Source organism: Pseudomonas sp. DE0157, assembly GCF_007678615.1.
Classification (GTDB): domain Bacteria; phylum Pseudomonadota; class Gammaproteobacteria; order Pseudomonadales; family Pseudomonadaceae; genus Aquipseudomonas; species Aquipseudomonas parafulva_B.
Genome location: NZ_VEJN01000023.1, coordinates 35,211 through 55,837, shown reverse-complemented (window position 1 = coordinate 55,837; position 20,627 = coordinate 35,211). Strand labels below are relative to the sequence as shown.

The 20,627-nt window shown below is 60.6% G+C and carries 13 protein-coding genes; 3 read left to right on the top strand and 10 right to left on the bottom strand.

Annotated elements, in window-relative coordinates; translation table 11 throughout:
• Positions 1-191: 191 nt before the first annotated feature.
• The 10 genes from FS777_RS20835 to FS777_RS20790 form a co-directional block, all read right to left on the bottom strand.
• Positions 192-431 (bottom strand): hypothetical protein, encoded by a 240-nt coding sequence (locus FS777_RS20835; RefSeq protein WP_145257510.1) that lies wholly within the window; start codon positions 429-431, stop codon positions 192-194.
• A 38-nt stretch (positions 432-469) separates the two neighbouring features.
• Positions 470-1,243 carry an enoyl-CoA hydratase gene (locus tag FS777_RS20830; protein WP_058605646.1) on the bottom strand — a complete coding sequence of 258 codons (774 nt, stop codon included), beginning with the start codon at positions 1,241-1,243 and terminating at the stop codon, positions 470-472.
• 13 nt (positions 1,244-1,256) lie between these two features.
• The gene (locus tag FS777_RS20825; RefSeq protein WP_058639406.1) at positions 1,257-2,384 is read right to left on the bottom strand and encodes an acyl-CoA dehydrogenase; all 1,128 of its coding nucleotides are present in this window, start codon (positions 2,382-2,384) and stop codon (positions 1,257-1,259) included.
• A gap of 8 nt (positions 2,385-2,392) precedes the next feature.
• A complete protein-coding gene (locus tag FS777_RS20820) occupies positions 2,393-3,586 on the bottom strand; it encodes an acetyl-CoA C-acyltransferase (protein WP_058639405.1) in 1,194 nt (397 codons plus the stop codon).
• Positions 3,587-3,597: 11 nt separating this feature from the next.
• Positions 3,598-4,365, bottom strand: coding sequence for an SDR family NAD(P)-dependent oxidoreductase (locus FS777_RS20815; RefSeq protein ID WP_078478299.1), 768 nt, complete (start codon positions 4,363-4,365; stop codon positions 3,598-3,600).
• Between the two features lie 13 nt (positions 4,366-4,378).
• A complete protein-coding gene (locus tag FS777_RS20810) occupies positions 4,379-6,025 on the bottom strand; it encodes an AMP-binding protein (protein ID WP_078478298.1) in 1,647 nt (548 codons plus the stop codon).
• A gap of 125 nt (positions 6,026-6,150) precedes the next feature.
• Complete coding sequence (locus tag FS777_RS20805; protein ID WP_145257506.1) at positions 6,151-10,632, bottom strand: NEL-type E3 ubiquitin ligase domain-containing protein; 4,482 nt, start codon at positions 10,630-10,632, stop codon at positions 6,151-6,153.
• Between the two features lie 76 nt (positions 10,633-10,708).
• A complete protein-coding gene (locus FS777_RS20800) occupies positions 10,709-11,731 on the bottom strand; it encodes an AraC family transcriptional regulator (protein WP_058639409.1) in 1,023 nt (340 codons plus the stop codon).
• Between the two features lie 66 nt (positions 11,732-11,797).
• On the bottom strand, positions 11,798-16,270 hold the full coding sequence (locus FS777_RS20795) for an NEL-type E3 ubiquitin ligase domain-containing protein (RefSeq protein WP_178091304.1): 4,473 nt from the start codon (positions 16,268-16,270) through the stop codon (positions 11,798-11,800).
• A gap of 167 nt (positions 16,271-16,437) precedes the next feature.
• The gene (locus FS777_RS20790; protein ID WP_058639400.1) at positions 16,438-17,502 is read right to left on the bottom strand and encodes an AI-2E family transporter; all 1,065 of its coding nucleotides are present in this window, start codon (positions 17,500-17,502) and stop codon (positions 16,438-16,440) included.
• Between the two features lie 132 nt (positions 17,503-17,634).
• Between FS777_RS20790 and yegQ the strand changes: the two genes are divergently transcribed.
• The 3 genes from yegQ to FS777_RS20775 all read left to right on the top strand — a co-directional run bounded on the left by yegQ (position 17,635) and on the right by FS777_RS20775 (position 20,620).
• Positions 17,635-18,969, top strand: coding sequence for a tRNA 5-hydroxyuridine modification protein YegQ (gene yegQ, locus FS777_RS20785; RefSeq protein ID WP_058639399.1), 1,335 nt, complete (start codon positions 17,635-17,637; stop codon positions 18,967-18,969).
• 123 nt (positions 18,970-19,092) lie between these two features.
• Complete coding sequence (locus tag FS777_RS20780; RefSeq protein WP_058639398.1) at positions 19,093-19,521, top strand: DUF411 domain-containing protein; 429 nt, start codon at positions 19,093-19,095, stop codon at positions 19,519-19,521.
• Positions 19,522-19,621: 100 nt separating this feature from the next.
• Entirely contained in the window at positions 19,622-20,620 is a 999-nt protein-coding gene (locus FS777_RS20775) for an alpha/beta fold hydrolase (RefSeq protein ID WP_058605657.1), read from the top strand.
• Positions 20,621-20,627: the final 7 nt, after the last annotated feature.

Sequence of the window (20,627 nt, the reverse complement as noted above, 5' to 3'; positions counted from 1 at the left end):
TGACAGGCATCCATGCCTGTCACCTCCCTCCGCAAGCCCTGCGCTCGGCCTCCTGAAGTCGCGATCTGCGGCGCCTGGACGACCGCGCGCTTAGAAGCAAGAGCAAGAGCAGCGGCAGCGGCAGCGGCAGCGGCAGCGGCAGCGGCAGCGGCAGCGGCAGCGGCAGCGGCAAGGATTAAAAGCCACTTTGGCTACTTGATCAATGCCTCCGACTCTAGCTGCGGCAAACGCCGCTCGTCCTGCAACATGATCTCAACTGTCGTCTCGGTAACCCGCCGCTCAGGCTGCACCGCCTGTTGCTGCGCTTTGCGCGCTTCAACCCTGCGCTCGATCATGCTGGGATACCGAGACGCCAACATCATAAGCGCAGCAACAAACAGGAACACCAAAAGTATCGCACCTGCATCACCCTGAGCGCGACGCTTCTTCATCCTTGAACCACCGTGCAAATCCCTGCAAAACGCCCCCATCAACGATCCTTGAATTGCGCCTCACGCTTGGCGATGAACGCGGCCATGCCTTCTTTCTGATCTTCGGTAGAGAACGCCGCATGAAACACCCGCCGCTCGAATCGCACACCTTCGCTGAGGGTGACTTCGAACGCGCGGTTAACGCTCTCCTTGACCATCATGCTTACCGGAATGGACTTGGCAGCGATAGTGGCGGCCACTTTCAGCGCCTCCTGCAACAGCTCGTCCTGCGGCACGACACGCGCCACCAGCCCTGAGCGCTCCGCTTCCTCAGCACCCATCAGGCGACCGGTCAGGCACAACTCCATGGCTTTGGCCTTGCCCACCGCACGGGTCAAGCGCTGCGTGCCTCCCATGCCCGGCAACACCCCAAGGTTGATTTCAGGCTGACCGAACTTGGCATTATCGCCAGCCAAAATGAAGTCGCACATCATCGCCAGCTCACAACCACCGCCCAGCGCAAACCCCGACACGGCGGCAATGATCGGCTTGCGCCGGTTGGCGATGCGGTCGGCATCGCTGAACAGGTCGTCCACGTAGATTTGCGGGTACTTGAGCTCAGCCATTTCCTTGATGTCAGCGCCAGCGGCAAACGCCTTCGCCGAACCTGTGAGCACCACGCAGCCAATGCCAGGGTCGCGCTCGAGCTGATCCAAGGCCTGGTTCAGTTCGCTGACAATCTGCGCGTTCAAGGCGTTGAGCGCCTGCGGGCGATTGAGCGTGATCAGGCCAACCTTGCCATGAATGTCCAACAGGATGGTTTCAAATGCCATGTGGTCTGCTCCTTCAAAGATTGCGCGCAATGACCATGCGCTGAATATCGCTGGTGCCTTCGTAAATCTGGCAAACCCGCACATCGCGATAGATGCGCTCCAGCGGGAAGTCGCTCAGATAGCCATAACCGCCCAGGGTCTGCAAGGCGTGTGAGCACACCTTCTCTGCCATTTCCGAAGCAAAGAGCTTGGCCATGGACGCTTCCACCAGCGCAGGTTGCCCCGCATCGCGCAAGGCGGCAGCGTGCAACACCATCTGCCGGGCGACGGCGACCTGGGTTGCCATGTCCGCCAAGCGAAAAGCCACAGCCTGATGCTCAATCAGCGGCTTGCCAAAACTCTGCCGCTCCTTGGCATAGTCACGGGCCACTTCGAAGGCGGCGCGCGCCATGCCTACCGACTGGGCCGCGATGCCGATGCGCCCGCCCTCAAGGTTGGCCAAGGCAATCTTGTAGCCCTCACCTTCCTCACCCAGTCGGTTGGCCACAGGCACGCGCACGTTGTCGAACACGATCTGACAGGTATCGGAAGCATGCTGGCCGAGCTTGTCCTCGACACGGGCCACCTGATAACCCGGTGCGTCGGTCGGCACGATGAACGCGCTGATGCCGCGCTTGCCGGCCTGCGGATCCGTCACGGCGAACACGATCACCACCCCGGCATTCTGGCCGGAGGTGATGAACTGCTTGCTGCCATTGAGCACGTAGTGCTCGCCCTCACGGCGCGCGCGGGTTTTCAGGCTGCTGGCATCGGAGCCTGCCTGTGGCTCGGTCAGGGCGAATGCCCCGAGCATGGCGCCGGTTGCCAGGGGCGTTAGAAACGCACGCTTTTGCTGTTCAGAGCCAAAACGCAGAATAGGCACACACCCGACCGAGTTGTGCACGCTCATGATGGTCGAGCAGGCACCATCGCCGGCCGCGATCTCCTCCAGAGCCATAGCATAGGCCACATAACCGGTGTCGCTTCCGCCCCACTGTTCAGGCACCAGCATGCCGAACAGGCCGAGCGCTGCCATTTCCTCGATGGCTTCGCGGGGAAACCGATGCTCCTTGTCCCACTGTTCGGCAAAAGGGCGCAGCCGCTCCTGAGCAAAGCTGCGCACGGCATCGGCGATCTGTTGTTGTTCTTCGTTGACCAGCATGGTTTACCTCACTCCAGGCATTCGACAGCCATGGCCGTGGCTTCACCACCGCCAATGCAGATGGCCGCCACCCCACGACGCAGGTTGTTCTGGCGCAGGGCGTGCAGCAGCGTGACCAGGATGCGCGCCCCTGAAGCGCCGATCGGGTGGCCCAGTGCGCAGGCGCCGCCATGGATGTTGACCTTGCCGTGGGGCAGGTCCAGATGCTTCATGGCTGCCAGGGTCACCACGGCGAACGCTTCATTGATTTCAAACAGGTCGACATCGGCAAGCGCCCAACCCGTGCGCTTGATCAGCTTGTCGATTGCCCCGATAGGCGCGGTCGGGAACAGGGCCGGTGCATCGGCGAAGGCCGCATGACCGTGGATAACGGCCATCGGTTTCAAACCTCGCTTGTGCGCCTCGGAGCGACGCATCAGCACGAGTGCCGCCGCGCCATCTGAAATGGAGCTGGCGTTGGCAGCCGTTACCGTACCGCCGTCTCGAAACGCCGGGCGCAATTGCGCGATCTTGTCCAGGCGCGCCTTGGGCGGCTGCTCGTCGTCCTTGACCAGACGGCGTTGCTTGCTTTCAGTCACCTCCACCGGGACGATTTCATCCGTAAAGCGACCATTGAGAATGGCCTGCTGGGCACGGGTAAGCGATGCGATGGCAAAATCGTCCTGGTCTTTACGGCTGAAACCATTGGCCTGGGCACAGTCTTCGGCAAACGTGCCCATCAAGCGACCCTTGTCATAGGCGTCCTCAAGACCATCCATGAACATGTGATCGATCACCTTGCCATGGCCCATGCGGTAACCGCCGCGGGCCTTGTCCAGCAGGTATGGGGCGTTGCTCATGCTCTCCATGCCACCGGCGACCACCACGTCGGCGCTGCCTGCCGCCAGCAGGTCATGGGCAAGAATGGCGGCCTGCATGCCGGACCCACACATCTTGTTAAGCGTCGTACAGGTAGTGTGCTTGCCCAGGCCAGCGCCCAGTGCAGCCTGACGCGCCGGCGCCTGCCCAAGGCCTGCCGGCAACACGCAGCCGAACAGCACTTGATCGACGCTGTGCACCTGCACACCAGCGCGCTCAATCGCGGCGCCAATGGCCGCACTGCCCAACTGCACGGCAGACAGGCTGCTAAGCTCGCCTTGCAACCCCCCCATCGGGGTGCGTACTGCGCTGACGATGACGATGGGATCTTCTCGGGTGTTCATGGGTGTAATCCTCACTTGGCTGCCATGCGCAAGGCACCGTCCAGACGGATGACCTCACCATTGAGCATGCTGTTCTCGATGATGTGGCGCGCCAGCGCCGCGTATTCCTCCGGACGCCCAAGGCGCGGAGGAAAAGGCACGCCCGCTGCGAGCGAGTCACGAACCTCGGGCGTCATCCCGGCCATCATCGGGGTTTCGAAAATGCCCGGCGCAATGGTCATCACGCGAATCCCGTAGCGCGCCAGCTCGCGCGCTGCGGGCAACGTCAGGCTGGCAACGGCCCCTTTGGACGCTGCATAGGCACATTGCCCGATCTGACCATCGTAGGCCGCGACGGAGGCCGTGTTGATGATCACGCCCCGTTCGCCTTCGTCGTCCGCCTCTGCGTCGGCCATCGCCTCGGCACATAACCTCAGCAAGTTGAAGCTGCCCACCAGGTTGATATTGATGACACGGGCAAAACTGGCCAGGCCGTGCGGGCCTTGTTTTCCCAATACCTTTTCAGCGCCCACGATGCCTGCGCAGTTCACCAGACCGTGCAGACTACCGAACGCTGCAAGTGCTGCCGATACGGCCGCTTTTGCAGCTGCTTCGTCACTGATGTCGGCCACGCTGAAACGCGCGCGCTCGCCCAGCTCGCGGGCTTTGGCTTGCACGGCGTCGCCGTTGAGGTCCACAAGCATGACCGAGGCGCCTGCCTCGATGAGCATGTGCGCGGTGGCGGCGCCTAGACCGGAGGCAGCGCCGCTGACGATGAAGTGTTTGTTGGCTATTTGCATGGTCGGTTTCCTTTCAAGCGCTGGCCGTGGTGGCGAGCTGCGCGTGTTGTCGAGCTATTTCCTGATTGCGCAGGATGAAGCGTTGCAGCTTGCCGCTGGGGGTCTTCGGCAACTCGCTGACGAACTCGACTTCTCTGGGGTAGGCATGGGCGTATAGGCGCTGGCGAACATGCTGGCGCAGCTGCTCTTCAAGCTCGGCGCTGGCGCCGTAACCCTTGGCCAGTACCACGAATGCCTTGATCACCTCGGTGCGCTCAGGATCAGGCTTGCCGATCACTGCAGCCTCAATAACGGCTGGGTGCTCGATCAATGCGCTCTCCACATCGAAAGGCCCAACCCGATACCCGGACGTGGTAATCACATCATCGCTGCGCCCGACGAAGCTGATGCTGCCGTCGGGGTTCAGTTCGACGGTATCGCCGCTCAGGTAGTACTTGCCGACAAAGGCCTTGGTCGGCAACCCGTGGTAACCGGCGAACCAGCATAAGGGCGATTGTTCGCGATCCACCGCCAGGATACCCGGCTGACCGGCGGGTAGTTCGCGTCCCTGCTCATCGAGCACCACAATCCGATGCCCCGGTACGGCAAAACCTGCAGAACCTACGTGCACCGGGTGGCCCAGCCCGTGATGGTTACACAGCACCATGCCCAGCTCCGTCTGCCCGTAGTGATCATGAATGGTTACCCCGGCATGCTCGGCGAACCAGCGGATCACTTCCGGGTTCAACGGCTCCCCTGCACTGCTCACCACGCGCAGGCGTCCTTTGACTGGGGTACTGAACTGCTCGCCGGCTGCAATGAGCATGCGAAAGGCCGTTGGCGAGCCGGCCAGGTTGTTGATGCCCAACTGGGTAATGACCTGCGTGCAGCTGTCGACACTGAAGGGGCCATTGTAGAAGGTGGTCGCGTGGCCCAATGAAAGCGGCCCGGTGACTGCGTAATACAAGCCATACGCCCAGCCCGGATCAGCCAGGTTCCAGAACCTGTCCTCGGGGCGCAGATCGATGGCATCACGCATGTAGCCTTGGAACGCTACGATGGCCCGTAGCGGTACTTCAAGGGGTTTTGCAGGCCCGGTGGTTCCAGATGTGAACATCAACAGGAAGGGATCGTCACCTGTGAGCATGACCGGCTCGCAATCAGGCGAGGCGTTTTCAAGACACCGCTGGAAGTCCGGTTCGCCATCGCGGGCATCGACCGTGATCGTGAGCGGGCAAGCTTTGACATCATCGAGCTTTATCCGATTACTGCGGTCAGTCACCACAACACGGGCATGCGACTGATGCAGTCGGTGCTCGATCGCAGCAGGCCCGAAGGCGGTGAACAACGGCTGATAAACGGCACCCAGGCGCCAGGTGGCGAGAATGGTGATCAGCAGTTGCGGGGTGCGAGGCAACAGCCCCGCTACGCGGTCGCCCACACTGACACCATGGGCACGCAGGACACTGGCAAAGCGGGAGGCCAGCGCTTGCAGCCTATCGAAATTCAGCTGCTCGTAGTTGCCTTCACTGTCCAGCCAGTGCAGGGCCACCTTGTCGACGCCCGTGTGGCGATCACAACACTCGACACAGGCGTTAAGGGCCTGCAGCTCGCCCTGCAAGGCCGCCTGCGCGGCACCAAGGTAATGGAACGAGCGAGCGGCCTCGGCGTAGTCACGCATCGTCAGACTCCTGCTTTTTTATTGTTGGAGTGCACGGTTAAGTCCGGACGATGTTCGCGCCGCTCAGGCGTAACCACAATGGCCAAACCATTCATTGTGGATGATCGGTTTGGCCACAACGGCGGTTAGCCCAATCCGCGTTCGCGCCCCAACAGCAATTGCCGGGTCAATTCGAATACCAGCGACTGGTCCTGAGCGGCTTGTTCGGTGTCCAGGCTGTCGAGCTGGAGCTGATAATCGCCAGCGTCCATCGTCGACTGACGCAAGGCCAACGCTGTTCGACGTGCGACAAACTGGGCCTGGTGCGCATCGAACACCTCGGGGTGCCGTTCATGGATGAACCTTGTCCAGAACACACGTTGGGACAGGCTCATTGATAGCGCGTCAGGGGTCATCGCTGCCATCACCTCACGGTAGGCGTTCTCAAGCTGAATGCTGGTCAGCTCGGCAGCATCGGCGTAGAGCATGCTATGGGGCTGACACGGCAAGTTCAGGCGAGCCCGCAACCTCACACGGTAGGCCAGGCTGACGGCAGCCTGGTCCACCCTTTCCCGCGCAGCCAGGCGCTGCAACACATCGCGCCTGGCGACCTGCTCAAGTCGGTCCAGGCGAAACAGTTGCTGCCCGATACCCAATAGCTCATTGCCACGCTCCGGCGCGACGTTGCGCTCAGCCCCATCGACGAGTGCTCTGAGTTGTAGCTCACTGAACCGATCAGCAACGGTGTTCATGCAGGTCAATGGCAGACGAGCCAGACTTTGGATTCGCTGCCGCAGTTGCTCGTTGCCATCAATGGCTTGGAGTAGAGCCCACACCCGCTCCGCCAGCTGGAACGATGCAGTGTCGTAGTCACCGGTATCTTCAAGAAGCCCTAGCAGCCGTACCAGGCCATCGCTGTCCGAATCAGTCATCAGGCGCGACCAGAGAGCCTGACGGCTTACACGCAATTGCGGATCGCCTGCATCGAGCCAAAGATCACAGGTCACCTGCGGGTCGATTACTCGCCGCGGCTCGGGAAGATGGAAATGCTCGGCGATTGAATCAAGGGCAAAGAGCCGCTGCATCTCGACGCTGCTCAACCGGTTTCGCTCCACCATGAAGCTCATTCGGCGGGCGTGTGGCAGCTGTAGAATTTCCGCAGGCACAATGTGCAGGAGGTTGTCACGCAGGTCGACGCGTTCTAAGGTGCTGCACAACTCCAACCCGTGAGGCCATCCACCCAACCTGCAGTGACGCAAGTTGAGTTCCACCAGGCGCGTCAACTGGTTATAGCGCATCCCAAATGCCCCAAGCGGGTTGTAGCTCAGATCCAGGTGAGTCAACTGCGGCAGGCGGGTGAGCGCGTTCAAGGCGTGATCGTCCAGCCGAATGCTGTTGCGTGCAAGGCGCAGGGTTCGCAACTCGACCAGGTAGGCAATTTCCGTAGGCACGCCCAGCAGACCGTTGCTGCTCAGGTTCAACTCTCTCAAACGGGTGAAGCATGAAAGGAATCCAGCGGGCATGTGCGTAATCGGCACGTCACTGATGACCAATGATCTTGTGAGTTCGAACTCGATATGGGCAGGCAGCTCGGGCAAGCTGCCCACATTCAGATTGACAAGGCTCAGCCGCTGACCGGCCGCCTCATCGCCCAGAGGTTCGCTCGTCTGTCGCCAGGCCCGGCGGATCTGGTCGGCGACCTGCCGACGGACCCGCTGACGGGCCGGATTGGACTCGAAGTCTGTCCAGCGGCTCAGGTGTCGTTCGAGATCAGCATGGTCCTCTTCCAGCTCCAACAAGGCGTCATAGGGAGCATGAGGGCCCTCAAGCAAACGCGCTAAGCGGTTGTCGATTGCACTTTCATCCAGGCCAGGGTACAGATTGCGCAAACGGTTCCTTAGCAGGCTGTCGGGGCTACGCCTTAGAGCCGGACGACCGCTGAGTGGGTAGCCTACGCGACCGTCGGGCATACGTCGGCCTGGATTGAACCAACGATCCTTTCCAGGCCAGCCGAGTAGTTGTTCGACCTCGGCGTGCGTTTCAGGCATCTGTGCAATGAGGCGATCACGCAAGGTCGCGGCAGCGTGGTCGCCATCCAGATCAAGCGCTGTGCGCTGGGCAGGCTCCAGCAATGCGAGTAGCGTCTGGTAGAAGTCGTGCGACTCGTCTATCAAAGCTCCATAGCCTACACTTGCCTCTTCGATGGCCCGGAAACGCCCCTCCTTGTGAACGATTTTGATCAGATTTGCATCCGGCGACTGATCACCTATCGTCGCAATCCGGCGTGCACCCGGGCCGTCTGTCCAGAGCTCTATGTGCAAGGCCGGCCATGCGTCCAATCGCTGCAGCAGGGCCAATGCGAGTTCGCCCGCTTCATCGCAGTAAGCGTTGGGCAGGTACACACCGCACATGGCCCGGGTCAGCCTGGCAACACGCAGCAACGACGCACCCTGGCACAGGCAACGCAATGGCAGTTTTCCCGTGCTCAGGGCAAGATCACGCTCGGTTCGCCCAATGTCAGCGGCCAGAGCTTGGACATAACGCTCGGGCAGACCTGGCATGTCGGATCTGATGACTGAGGACAATGGATCATCGCCCTTCGGTATCTGGCAGAGGTGCTTGAACATGAGCCCGCGTAAGCGACCTGCATCCTCAAGAAGGCGCTCATGCAACTGCGACCCTCCACCAGCGACGGTTTGCTCCAGGCACCACTGCATCAACGCTTCTTCGTTTCGTGGGCTTGCACCAGCTTGCAGGGTTGTAAAAAACCTGCTGACACGCGCATCGGCTTCGAAACGCTCCAGGCTGTCACGCAGACTGGCTGGAATGTCCCGCGCCTCTACCAGTAAACCCCGTAGCGCGGCAACATCGATTCCGGCGGCCTGTAACACTTTGCTCGCCTGCTGGTGAGTGAGCGGTCTTGCCTGAGGCCAAAGCTGTTCGAGCATGAGATCGGGCTGATCCGCTTCCAGTGGTCGACCATCGTTCAACCGCCAGCTTCGCTCGCCAAAGTGTTCGAGAACAGGCCCGAAGCCTTCCGGACGCTGAGCATGACGCAAGCGCCATGGCCCACTAGGATCAGGGCGATGCGCCTGGAAATAGCGTTTGCCACTACGGAAGAACGCTCGCCCCCAGTCCCTGTACAAACCGTCGCTCCCAAGTTGTGGGTCCTCCGGCAAGCTGGCGTAGACCTTGAGGTCGTTGGCCCATAGCCGCGACTTCCCATCGAACCCGCGCACCGGTTCCAGTCCTTCTACAAAATCAGTGGTTGCATATCCCCTGGCCAGTATGTTGGCTCCGGCGCCGACAACGGCAGTCACTGCTATCGTCTCGGCCACACCAAGCATGTGCTCCAGAGCTTCGTGCTGATGACCGTGATACCAGTCCGCTGCGCCCTCGAAGACTTCCGAAAGCGTTTGCACTACCAATTGTCCAAGCAGCATTGCGCCCATCACAGGTATGAAAAGTCCAGCCAGATTGACCAGATTCCAACCCAACGAGCGCCACTGGTTGCGTCGCACTTCAGAAGCGTGTCGGTCCACCTGCGCGGTTGGCACCAACAACAGACGCGCGTCGTCCTTGATTCGCTGAACCTGCTGGTCGACCAGCCTTGAGAAAATATCCTCCGTTCCTGTGACGCCTTCAAGCGACAGGTCAGGCACGGGGTCGCTCAAGCGCTTGTTCAATGTATCGAGAAAGGAAGCGCGCCCCTCCACAGAGACCAACTGACTGAAGTAAGCCCGAAAATTCTCCTTCTGCAGAGCGGTCGCGAGCACGGCGTTCATTTCCTGGATGGACGTGAAATGGCGCAATGCCTGGCCAGGATCGCTGGGCCTGTAGAGTATGCTCCCGCGATCCGTACCGTGCTCATCGCGCAACTGGACGAGCACGACATCGCACAGGGTATGCCCCAGCATGCTCAGCAAGCCTGGGTAGGCACGCAGCTCGCCGTGATCGACCTCATCGCTCGCCAAGCCCGCCAACGCAATCTGTTGTCCAGCCGTCAGATCGCCGCGCAGTGCTGCCACTTCGGTAGCTAACTCAAGCGCCGCTCGCTTGTCTGCAATCAGTGCGTTGCAGGTGTCGTCGGTGAACACCTGCGACAAGAGCTTCTGATAGCGCCCGCCAGCATTCAGGTCCCGGCATGCCTGCACCAGGGCATCGATGTCTGCGGTGAGCAAGCTGTCTTCACCTGTATTCACCAGACCAGTGCCCAGGTAGAAGCTAGCCTGCTCGTGAAAATTCTGCATCAGGCGCAAAACGGCAGGCTCTCTCAACTCGATTACCTCATCGATCGGGAGGCCGGTGCCTTGCGGGACTTTGAAATTGCGCCGTATCTCCCGCCACTGCAGCGCATCCAGGGCCGGGCTGCCCGGCAGATCTGCAAGCAGCCTCTGCATATGCAACTCAGCGAAGCTTTGCAGTGGAATCAACCGCCGCGTAGAGGCGCGCACGCGTTCCTGGCTGGCCTGGTGCGCTTTGAAGCGGTCACGCAGCCGGTTGAGCTGAGCGGGAGAAGCGCGCTTGAGCCACTCAGGCAGGCGCGCGGCTATGAAGTCATGGGTAGCGCTTGCGACCTTGGCAGAGGACGCATTGAAGCCGGAAGCAGTCGTGAGGGAAGCTGACATCGTGTAGGTCCTGTCGATGCTGATTCAACCTGGACTGTGTGATGGGCGCTCAGCGAGTGGCAGACGGAAACCCGACCTAATCGACCTTCCCTGCACCCAGGACCAACGTTCGGTAGTGACCCGGATTGCAGCCAAACCACTTGCGGAAGGCCTTGTAGAACGAACTGCTGTCGGCAAAGCCCAAACGCGCTGCGATTTCCAGCATTCCAACCTGCTCCTGCGCCAACCAGCTGATAGCCAATTGGCGCCGCACGCTGTCCTTGAGGGCCTGATAGCTATGCCCCTCCTCTGCCAACCTGCGCCGCAGCGTGGAAGCCGACAGGCATAACCGGCGGGCGAGCCCATTCGCATCGGGCCACGACGCTGGGTCTTGCTCACTCAGCTCGCGTCGAATGCGTCGAGCGAGGCTGTCGGGATCTCGATACTTGACCAGGATGTTGGCAGGCGCCTGGGCCAGGAAACGGTGCAGCTCGTCATCGCTGCGCCGGATGGGCTGATCGAAGCAATCGGCGGCCAGGATCATACGGGTGCGCGGTCGAGAGAACTGTAGGTTTTCCGAAAACATGACACGGTAGTCATCGCAGAATGCAGGTTCGGTACAGCGCAATTCGATGGCCAGAATCGGAATGCGACGCCCTGCCAGCCAACACGCCACACCATGAACGATCATCCAGAATGTGAAGTAGGTGAAGGCTCGTCGAGGCTCATCAGTGGGCTCGACGATGACGATCTCGGCCAGGCTTTGCTGGCGAATCAAGTGAGGCTGTAGATAATCCAGGGTCAACGACAGGAAAGCCAGTGCGGTTTCGATGCCTGCCCCGACCGTTGGTTGCCCCCTGCTGGCACGGCAGAGAAATGCCAGGCTGCCGCTGCGTAGCCCGCGCGGGTCCATGGCAAAGAACTCATCGTTGCAGCGCCGCGCCAGCAGGCGCCAGAGGCGCGCGTAAGCAGTTGCCGGCACACGCGCACCTGGCAGCGAAAGCAGGTGCGGCTCGATGCCTGCCTTGCGTAGCACCAGAGGCGCGTGGCCTGCTTGAGGACAAGCCTGCAACAACGCCTCGCGTACCAATTCGATGGAGATAGTGTCCTTGTCGCTCATTGGCGGCCCAGTTTGCTCGAATGCAGCCATCTTAGGACCACTGGACAAAAACGCTAGCCTTCATGGCTATTGCTCTTGCGGTTGCCCACCCTCCCGCGCCAAGGATTGACGCGTCAGTTCAAGCGCCTTGGCTTTGACTGCCTCATCACTGGCCTTGGCAATCGATCTGGCCTGGGCATCGTAGTCGGCATCCGTGAGGCTTTCACGCCCTTCGTAGAGCGCTTCCATTTGTTGCACGAACGGCTCGCGCACCTGTTCAAACATGGCTTGATGTTGCCGTTGCAGATATTCGAACCAGAAGCCGCGCTCACTGATGTCAACGGCCAGTTCATCGCTGGCCTCGGCCTCGCGAACTGCGGCTTCGGCCTCTGCCAGGTGTTGCTCCGTCACACCTGCAATGGTCCTGAACTGCATGGTGATTGGCTGGCCTGGCAGCTCAAGTGTGCTCGCCAGCCCCACTCTGTATGCCAGGCTGACTTCGACCTGATCGACCTCCGAGCCACTGGCCCCGCGGCTGCTCATGTCCCGCCGCGCATAGGCCTCCACCCGGTCCAGACGAAAGAACCTTCGCGCCAAGTTCAATAATTGGCCTTCTGCTTGATCGCCAGCTCCGGCCTCAAGCGAGGCGCTGAGCAATCTGGTCTCCAGCCAGCCGAAACTGGATATGACACTGTCCACGCACGTTCGAGGTTCACTGGCCAGGGTGAACATAAGCTCCCGAAGGGCTGTATTGCTTTCAATCCTGTCCATCAGGGCCCACAGCCTAGCCTCAAGGTCATCTCTGGCCAGGCGAAAATCACTGGTGTCGGTCAGTTCGCCGACGAGCCTGAAGAAGTCTTCGCTACCCGACTCGTTCAGTAAACGGTTCCACTGAGCGGTACGAGAGGCGCGTTGCGTCGGGTCTAGACGCTCGAGCCACTGGTTGAAGTGGTAGGCGTCGCCGTCTGGGCTGCTATCGCTTGCAGAAGTGCGGCTGGCGTCGATCCACAGATCGCGGTAGAGCGCAGGGAGCGGATTGCCGACCAGTGCCAATCGGTTACGCCAGCGAGTGCGCTGGGCTCTCAAGCTCAGCGGCAACTCAGCGATATGGTTGTCACGCAGATCCACATACTCCAGCGAAACCGCTTGATCGAGGTGAGTCGGAACTTGGGTCAAGCCTGTTCTGCGCAGACCAAGTTGGCGTAGCCGGGGTAGTCGGTTCATCTCGATCGGGATGGCGCCGATGGTGTTATCGCTCAAGTCAAGAACGCTCAACCTCGGGATGCCGGCCAGCAACCGGAAACCAGCATCGCCGATGCTCAAACTGTTTCGTGAAAGGGTCAGTTCGGTCAACTCACGCAACTGAGACAGCCCCTGAGGAAGTTGAGTCAGCGCGTTGTTGTCCAGATTCAAGGTCAAGATGCCTCGAAACGGTGCGAGAAACTCTCCGGGAAGATCGGTAAGGCGCATGTTGACCAGAGAGAGCTCGCTGACGTGGCTGAAACCTTGCGCCGCGCTCAAGTCGGGCAGCTCGCCAACACCGATCCCCGATAGCGACAGCGCCATGCCTTGATCCCCATTGGCATGACGTCTGCCCGCGTACCCCTGAAAGCGCCAGCAGCGCCGTAGCTCGTCCGCGACCGATCGCCGCAGCGCTACATCTGCTGCAGCTGCAGGTTGTGCTGTCCATTGCTCCAACGTCAGATCCAGGCGCGAATAATCGTTCTCGAGCTCAAGCAGAACCGTGAAAGGCGAACCAGGCTGCTCTTGGAGCACTTGCAGGAACCGCTCCAGATTCTGCGCGCTGAACCCAGGAAAAAGGCTACGGACGCGGTCCTGGAGCGTGCGTTCAGCCAAGTGATTCGCGCTGGCGCGACCACTCAACAGGTAACCGAAACGCCGGTCAGCCAGGCGCGCTGGAGCTCGGAAAGTGGGTTGGTGCACCTGCATGCCCATCAGTTCCTGCACAGCCTCCCTGCGTGCCGGTAGTCTCGACTGCAAGCTTGCCCGCATCTGTTGTACGCCATTGGGCCCTGACCAGCCAAACCGCTCAAGCTCGGCTTCAGGTAAAAGCTGCCAGAGCCTTTCCAATAGCCCGCCAGGCCCTGAAAGGCTGTCTGAAGACAATTGGCCATGCTCGTAGAGCGACACCTGTCCTTGCTTCCAAACTAGCATCTTCACCTGTGCAGAATCGTTGACCGGGTACAGCTCAGCCATCACCCGCCCGGTGGGGGAAGACTCACGAATCTGAACATTGCAAGCCAACGGCCATGCGGGCTCCGTTCGCAGCAGCCCGAAGACCAGCGACGGCATATCAGGGTGATAAGCATTGTTCAGATACAGGCTCTGCAATGCACGACAGGCGCGAGCCTCCTGCAATGCCAGGCGTGCCTTTTCGGCAAGTGCCAGATCAATACGACCGCGCTCGAGTAGTCGTTGGCGCTGGTCAGCAGAAGCATTGGCTATCACATCTTCGGCATAGCGCGCAGGCAAGCCAGGAAAAACACGTCTGATTGCCGCGGTTTCAGGAGAGAGGACAAGTTCGTCCGTCAGGTGGCTCATCAGCCCCTGGCGCAGGGTGGGTGCATGCGCGAGCATCGATGCGGTTAATGACGAAGGTTCACGCTGAGGCTCGGTCAACGCACCGACGCACCACTGCAATAGACGTGGGTCACCGCTACCGTGATCGTCCGTGAATGTGGCAAAGAAGCTGTCGATTCGCGCGTCGGCCTCGAAACGCTCCAGCGTGTCGCGCAAGCTAACAGGCAGCGCCCGTTGTTCACCCACCAGCCGACGTAACGAGGTCTGATCCACATCAGCCACGTTGAGTATCTGCGTCAGGCGTGCCGAGTCCAGCTCGGCAGGTACGGGCCATAGATGCCCCAACAAGGCTCGCTCGCCCTCCCACATTTGCGGCCGCTGCCATTTCAGACGCCAGCCCTGCTCGCCGTTCCAGCTTAGCGCCGGCGCGAACCCTGGCTTACCGTCGTTGCGCACCAAGCGCCAGGGGTGGGACTCGGTTTTGCGGCTGACTTCGTAATAGTTGCCCTCGTGAAGCCACCAGTGAGTGTCGCCGTGCCTAAACAGCCCATCCCGACCACGCATGGCTTGGCGAGGCACTCCTACCGCCCGGTAGGGCTTGAGGTCTTCAGCCCATAATCGAGAAGCGCCATCCTCCTGTTCGACCGGCATCATCTCATCAATAAAAGCACTGCGCTTGAAGCCGCGTGCCACGGCCTCACCACCCGTTGCCATCAGCGCAGTGACGGCTACCGTTTCAGCCACGCCCAGCACATGCTCCAGCGCTTCATGCTGATGGCCCCGTGACCAGTCGTGTACCGCGGCCATGACTTCACTCAGCACCTCGGTCACCGTAGCGGCCAGCATCAGCGCCCCCAATTGAGGTACGAACAATGCTGCCATTTGAGTCAGGTTCAGCCCGACTTGCTCGAGCGTGCGCAGCCGCTCAAGCCTTTGCAGCCGATCCACGTCTGCAACCGGCACCAGAAGAAAACGGGCGTCTGCCTTGATACGGGCCACTTGCAACTCGGCCATCTCCGGAAAAAGCAAGGCACGGGCGACCTTGCCTGTCACTTCAAGATCGGGCACGGCGTCGCTCAGACGTTTTTTCAGTGCTGCCTGAAACGCTATCCGAGCGTCGGCCGCGACCTGGCCCAGCAGGCAAGATGCGTGCTCAGGTTGCCTGAACAAGCTCGCCAAGTGGGCGTTGAGACTTGTCAAGTTCGCGAACTGTCGCAAAGGTTGGTGAGGGAGATAGAGCAAGACCCCTCCAGCAGGATCCGCCGAGCCGCCCGACGAGTCATTCGAGCGCTCGAAGATCAGCCCTCCGACCATGGCGTGCCCAAGCACATGAAGATGCTTGGGTACGACCGTGGGATGCCGCGGATCGGGTACTGGCACCTCTCCCAGGGTGTATTCGAAGCTGGTGACATCCGACTCAGGGACCTCCCCCCGTATCCCTGCAAGCTCCATAGCAAGCGCAACCCTTTTGCGCACACTCTGAGCAAGGAGCGTTACGGCGGCATCGTCGAAGAAGGTCTGCAGGTAGGCTTGGTAGCGCTTGCCTGTATCCACCGAACGGCAAACCCCCGCCAATTTCGCGCTGTCTACCAGGAGCGGCGCATTGGGTGACATCCCATGTGCCCCCGAGATGATGCCGCTGCGCGCATCGAAGCTCGATCCGGCCGGAAAATTCTGCATCAGATGGGTGATGGCCGGATGAAACGTGTAATGGTCACGAAGCCCTTCACCACCAAGCATGCTGTAGTAGTCGAGGCGCTCACGCCAGAGGGTATGGGCTAGCTCAACAGATACTCCGAGCTTCTGCTTTATCGCTGTGGTCAGCGTCTGGCGCGCGAACGAATCTGGGGAAAGCAGGCGCTTGAACATGGCTTCCAGCCGCTGCTCGACCCAGCGATTTTCCTCTACGCGCTTGCGTAGACTCTGTATCTGCTCTAAAGAGGCTGCGTGCAGCCAGGAAGGAAGCTGTTTGTCAATAAAACTATCGGTATGGTTTGAGGGCGTAACGAGGCTGACCATCATCGGCTCCAGGTAGGTGACTACACCGCACCTTTGCCGAGTTTTCGAGATTAAAGCAGTTGGAAGTCAGCCAGTGGGAATCCTGCCTTGCGCCCGCCTTGACCCAGCTTTTCAGGGGTGACCGCCAGGGCCAATCCCTTCTTTGCGACGGCCGAGCCCCTGGCGAGTCATTGCGGAAGTTGAACCCGAGGCTTGCTCGAGGCAAAAATCGCCCAACTGGAAATGAACAGTGCTGCGATCAGCGGGCCAATAACGAAACCGTTAAGACCGAATACCGACAGGCCGCCCAAGGTGGAGACCAGGATCAGGTAATCTGGCATACGGGTATCCTTGCCGACCAGAATAGGCCTAAGCACGTTGTCGACAAGGCCGATCACCAGCACGCCAAATGCGGTCAGGATCACACCTTGCAAGATCGCCCCGGTCATCAGGAAGTAGATCGCCACCGGCCCCCAGACGATGCCTGCACCAACGGCGGGCAGCAGCGAAAGGAACGCCATCATCACCGCCCAGACCAGCGCGCTGGGGATCCCCAGTATCCAGAAAATCAAGCCGCCCAGCGCTCCTTGAGTGATGGCCACTAGCACGTTGCCCTTGACCGTGGCACGCACCACACGCTTGAACTTCAACTGCAGGCGGCGCTTCTGGTGTTCAGGCAGTGGCACGGCCATGCGCACCTTGCGCACCACCTCGGCACCTTCGCGCAGGAAGAAGAACAGCAGGTACATCATGATGCCGAAGCCCACCACGAAATCGAATGTGCCCTGGCCAAAGCTGAAGGCCTGGGTAGCCAGGACCTGGCTGCCTTGGGAGGCCCAGGTGGTGATCTTGTCACGCAGGGCTTCCAGGTTGCCCATGCCCAGGTTATCCAGCGCGTTCTGGGCAAACGTTGGCAGCATGTCCTTGCCCCGCTCAACATACCCTGCGATGTCCAGCTGGCCGCTCTGAATGCGTTGATACAGCGTTGCCCCCTCCTGCACCAGCAGGCCGCTGATGATGATCACCGGCAATACCGCCACCAGTAAGCAGATCAGCGTGGTCACGGCAGCGGCCACGTTGCGGCGGCGCCCGAAGCGCATGAGCAGGTTGCGTTGCAACGGCGCGAACAGGATGCCCAGGATTACTGCCCAGAAGATGGCGCCGTAGTAAGGCAGCAAAATCCAGACGAAGGCAACGGTCACCAGTGCCAGGAGCACCGCCAGCGCCTTGTTCTGCAAAGCAGTTTCGTTCATTTCCGGTCCTCGGATGGGTTCTGGGGTATTAGTGCGTGGCGCTGGGGTAAAAGTGCCACCTGCCCCTTGATTCAGATCAATAAGGCCGAACCGCAAGCGGCTTAGCATCCGCGCCCTTTACCCGGTGTATTCATGACTTCTGTTGCCAAGCCCGAATTGCTGGCGCCTGCCGGCACGCTCCACACCATGCGCTATGCCTTCGCCTACGGTGCTGACGCGGTCTATGCCGGTCAGCCCCGCTACAGCCTGCGGGTGCGCAACAATGCCTTCGACCATGCCAATCTGGCGTTGGGCATCCAGGAGGCTCATGCGCTGGGCAAGCGCTTCTATGTGGTGGTCAACATCGCGCCTCACAATGCCAAGCTCAAGACCTTCCTCAAGGACCTGGCGCCTGTGATCGCCATGGCACCGGACGCGTTGATCATGTCCGACCCGGGCCTGATCATGCTGGTACGCCAGCACTACCCGCAGATGCCGGTGCACCTCTCGGTGCAGGCCAACACGGTGAACTGGGCCAGCGTGCAGTTCTGGCAGCAGCAAGGCATCAGCCGCGTGATCCTGTCGCGGGAGCTGTCACTTGAAGAGATCGAGGAAATTGGTCAGCAAGTACCTGGCATGGAGCTGGAAGTCTTCGTGCATGGGGCGCTGTGCATGGCCTATTCAGGCCGCTGCCTACTGTCGGGCTACCTGAACAAGCGTGATGCCAATCAGGGCACCTGTACCAACGCCTGCCGCTGGAAGTATGACGTCACGCCGGCGACCGAGAGCGTCACCGGCGATATCGTGCACCACGTGCAGCCGACGCTGGGCCAGGGTGCGCCCACCGACCAGGTGTTCCTGTTGCAGGAAAGCGAGCGTCCCGGTACCGAAATGCCCGCGTTCGAAGACGAGCACGGCACCTACATCATGAACGCCAAGGACCTGCGGGCCATCCAGCACGTCGAGCGACTGGCGCGCATGGGCGTGCACTCGCTCAAGATCGAGGGCCGCACCAAATCGCATTTCTACTGCGCACGGGCCGTGCAGTCCTACCGCAAGGCCATCGACGATGCGGCCAATGGGCAGCCTTTCGACCGCACCTTGATGGACAACCTCGAGTCCCTGGCGCAACGGGGCTACACCGAAGGTTTTTTGCGCCGTCATGTGCACGATGAGTACCAGAATTACCAGCGCGGCAGCTCGGTGTCCGAGCGCCAGCAGTTCGTGGGTGAACTGACTGGGCTGCGGGTAAATGGTTGGGCCGAGGTCAAGGTCAAGAACCGCTTCGCCCTGGGCGACCATCTGGAGCTGATGACACCTCGCGGCAACTACCACTTCGACCTGAATCAGCTGCACAACCGGCAACAGCAGCCCATCGAAGTCGCACCCGGGGATGGCCATGTGGTGTATCTGCCAGTCCCTGAACAGGTGTCGTTGGCGTTCGGGCTACTGATGCGCGACCTGCGCAATGACCAAGCCACTGGCTGACGAAACTGTAATGCGCCGGTCAGCAGGTTGAAAGCCAGAGGGGGCGACCCTGCCGCCTTGCACGTTTGGACCAGGCCGTGCGCTATGCTGGCCGCAGGTCACACGTTTATAAGGAACTTGCCCATGCTGCGTTCAAATTGCCTGGCCCTTGGCCTGTTGACCTTCACCGCCCTTGCACAGGCCACCGACACCATCGACGTCTACCGCGACCCCCACTGTGGTTGTTGCAAAGCCTGGATCAGTCACCTCCAAGAGAACGGCTTTACCGTGAACGACCATGTCGAACCAGACATGAGCGCCGTCAAGCAACGCCTGCAAGTACCGCCGCGCCATGCGTCGTGTCATACCGGGGTCATCGCTGGCAAGTTCGTCGAAGGCCATGTCCCCGCTACCCACGTGCGTGAACTGGTTAGCCGCAGTGATCTCAAGGGCATGGCCGTTCCAGGCATGCCAGCCGGTTCACCGGGCATGGAAATGGGTGAGCGCAGGGATGCCTATCGGGTGATCGGTATCGACTCGGAGGGGAAAGATACAGTAGTCGCCGATTACTGACGTGGCGCCGGTTTCACGGTTGGTAACACCTTGGGCCTCTATGGCCACTGTCCTGCTGCTACAGTCGAGTCTTCCTACTTGATCTGACATGGAGTGCCTCATGCTGCGTGCATCCGCCCTGGCCATGGTGTGCCTGGCCAGCGGCCCGGCCATTGCCGGCCAATCGCCTACCTACGGCGCACAGCTCGAAGGGTTTGACTACCCGCATACGCTCAAGCACTTCGACTTCGAATCACAGCGCCAATCGCTGCAAATGGGTTACATGGACGTCCCGGCGTCGGGCAATGCCAACGGCCGCACGGTCGTGCTCATGCACGGCAAGAATTTTTGCGCAGCCACCTGGGAAACCAGCATCGATGCCTTGAGCAAGGCAGGCTACCGCGTTATCGCCCCAGACCAGATCGGTTTCTGCACATCCAGTAAACCTGCGCACTACCAGTACAGCTTCCAGCAACTGGCCAGCAACACCCATGCACTGCTCGAGCACCTGGGGGTGAAGCAGAGCATCGTGCTGGGGCATTCGACCGGGGGGATGCTAGCCACCCGCTACGCCTTGATGTACCCGCAGCAGGTCACGCGCCTGGCCATGGTCAACCCCATCGGCCTGGAGGACTGGAAGGCCCTGGGGGTGCCCTACCGCACCGTTGACCAGTGGTATGCCCGCGAACTCAAGCTCGATGCGGCCGGGGTGCGTGACTATGAGCGCAAAACCTACTATGCCGGCCGCTGGAAACCTGAATATGAGCGCTGGGTGCAGATGCTGGTGGGCCTGAACCAGGGCCCAGGGCACGAGCGGGTGGCGTGGAACTCTGCCTTGATTTACGACATGATCTTCACCCAACCGGTTTATCACGAGTTCAAGGACCTGCAGATGCCAACCCTTTTGTTGATCGGTGACAAGGACACCACGGCAATCGGCAGTGACATCGCACCACCGCAAGTCAAGGCCAGGCTGGGCAACTACGCCTTGCTCGGCCCGCAGGTGGCCAAGCTCATTCCCAAAGGCGAACTGATCACTTTCGAAGGCATGGGCCACGCGCCGCAGATCGAAGAACCCAAGCGTTTCAATCGCACACTGATCCAGTGGCTGGATCGCTAATCGTGCG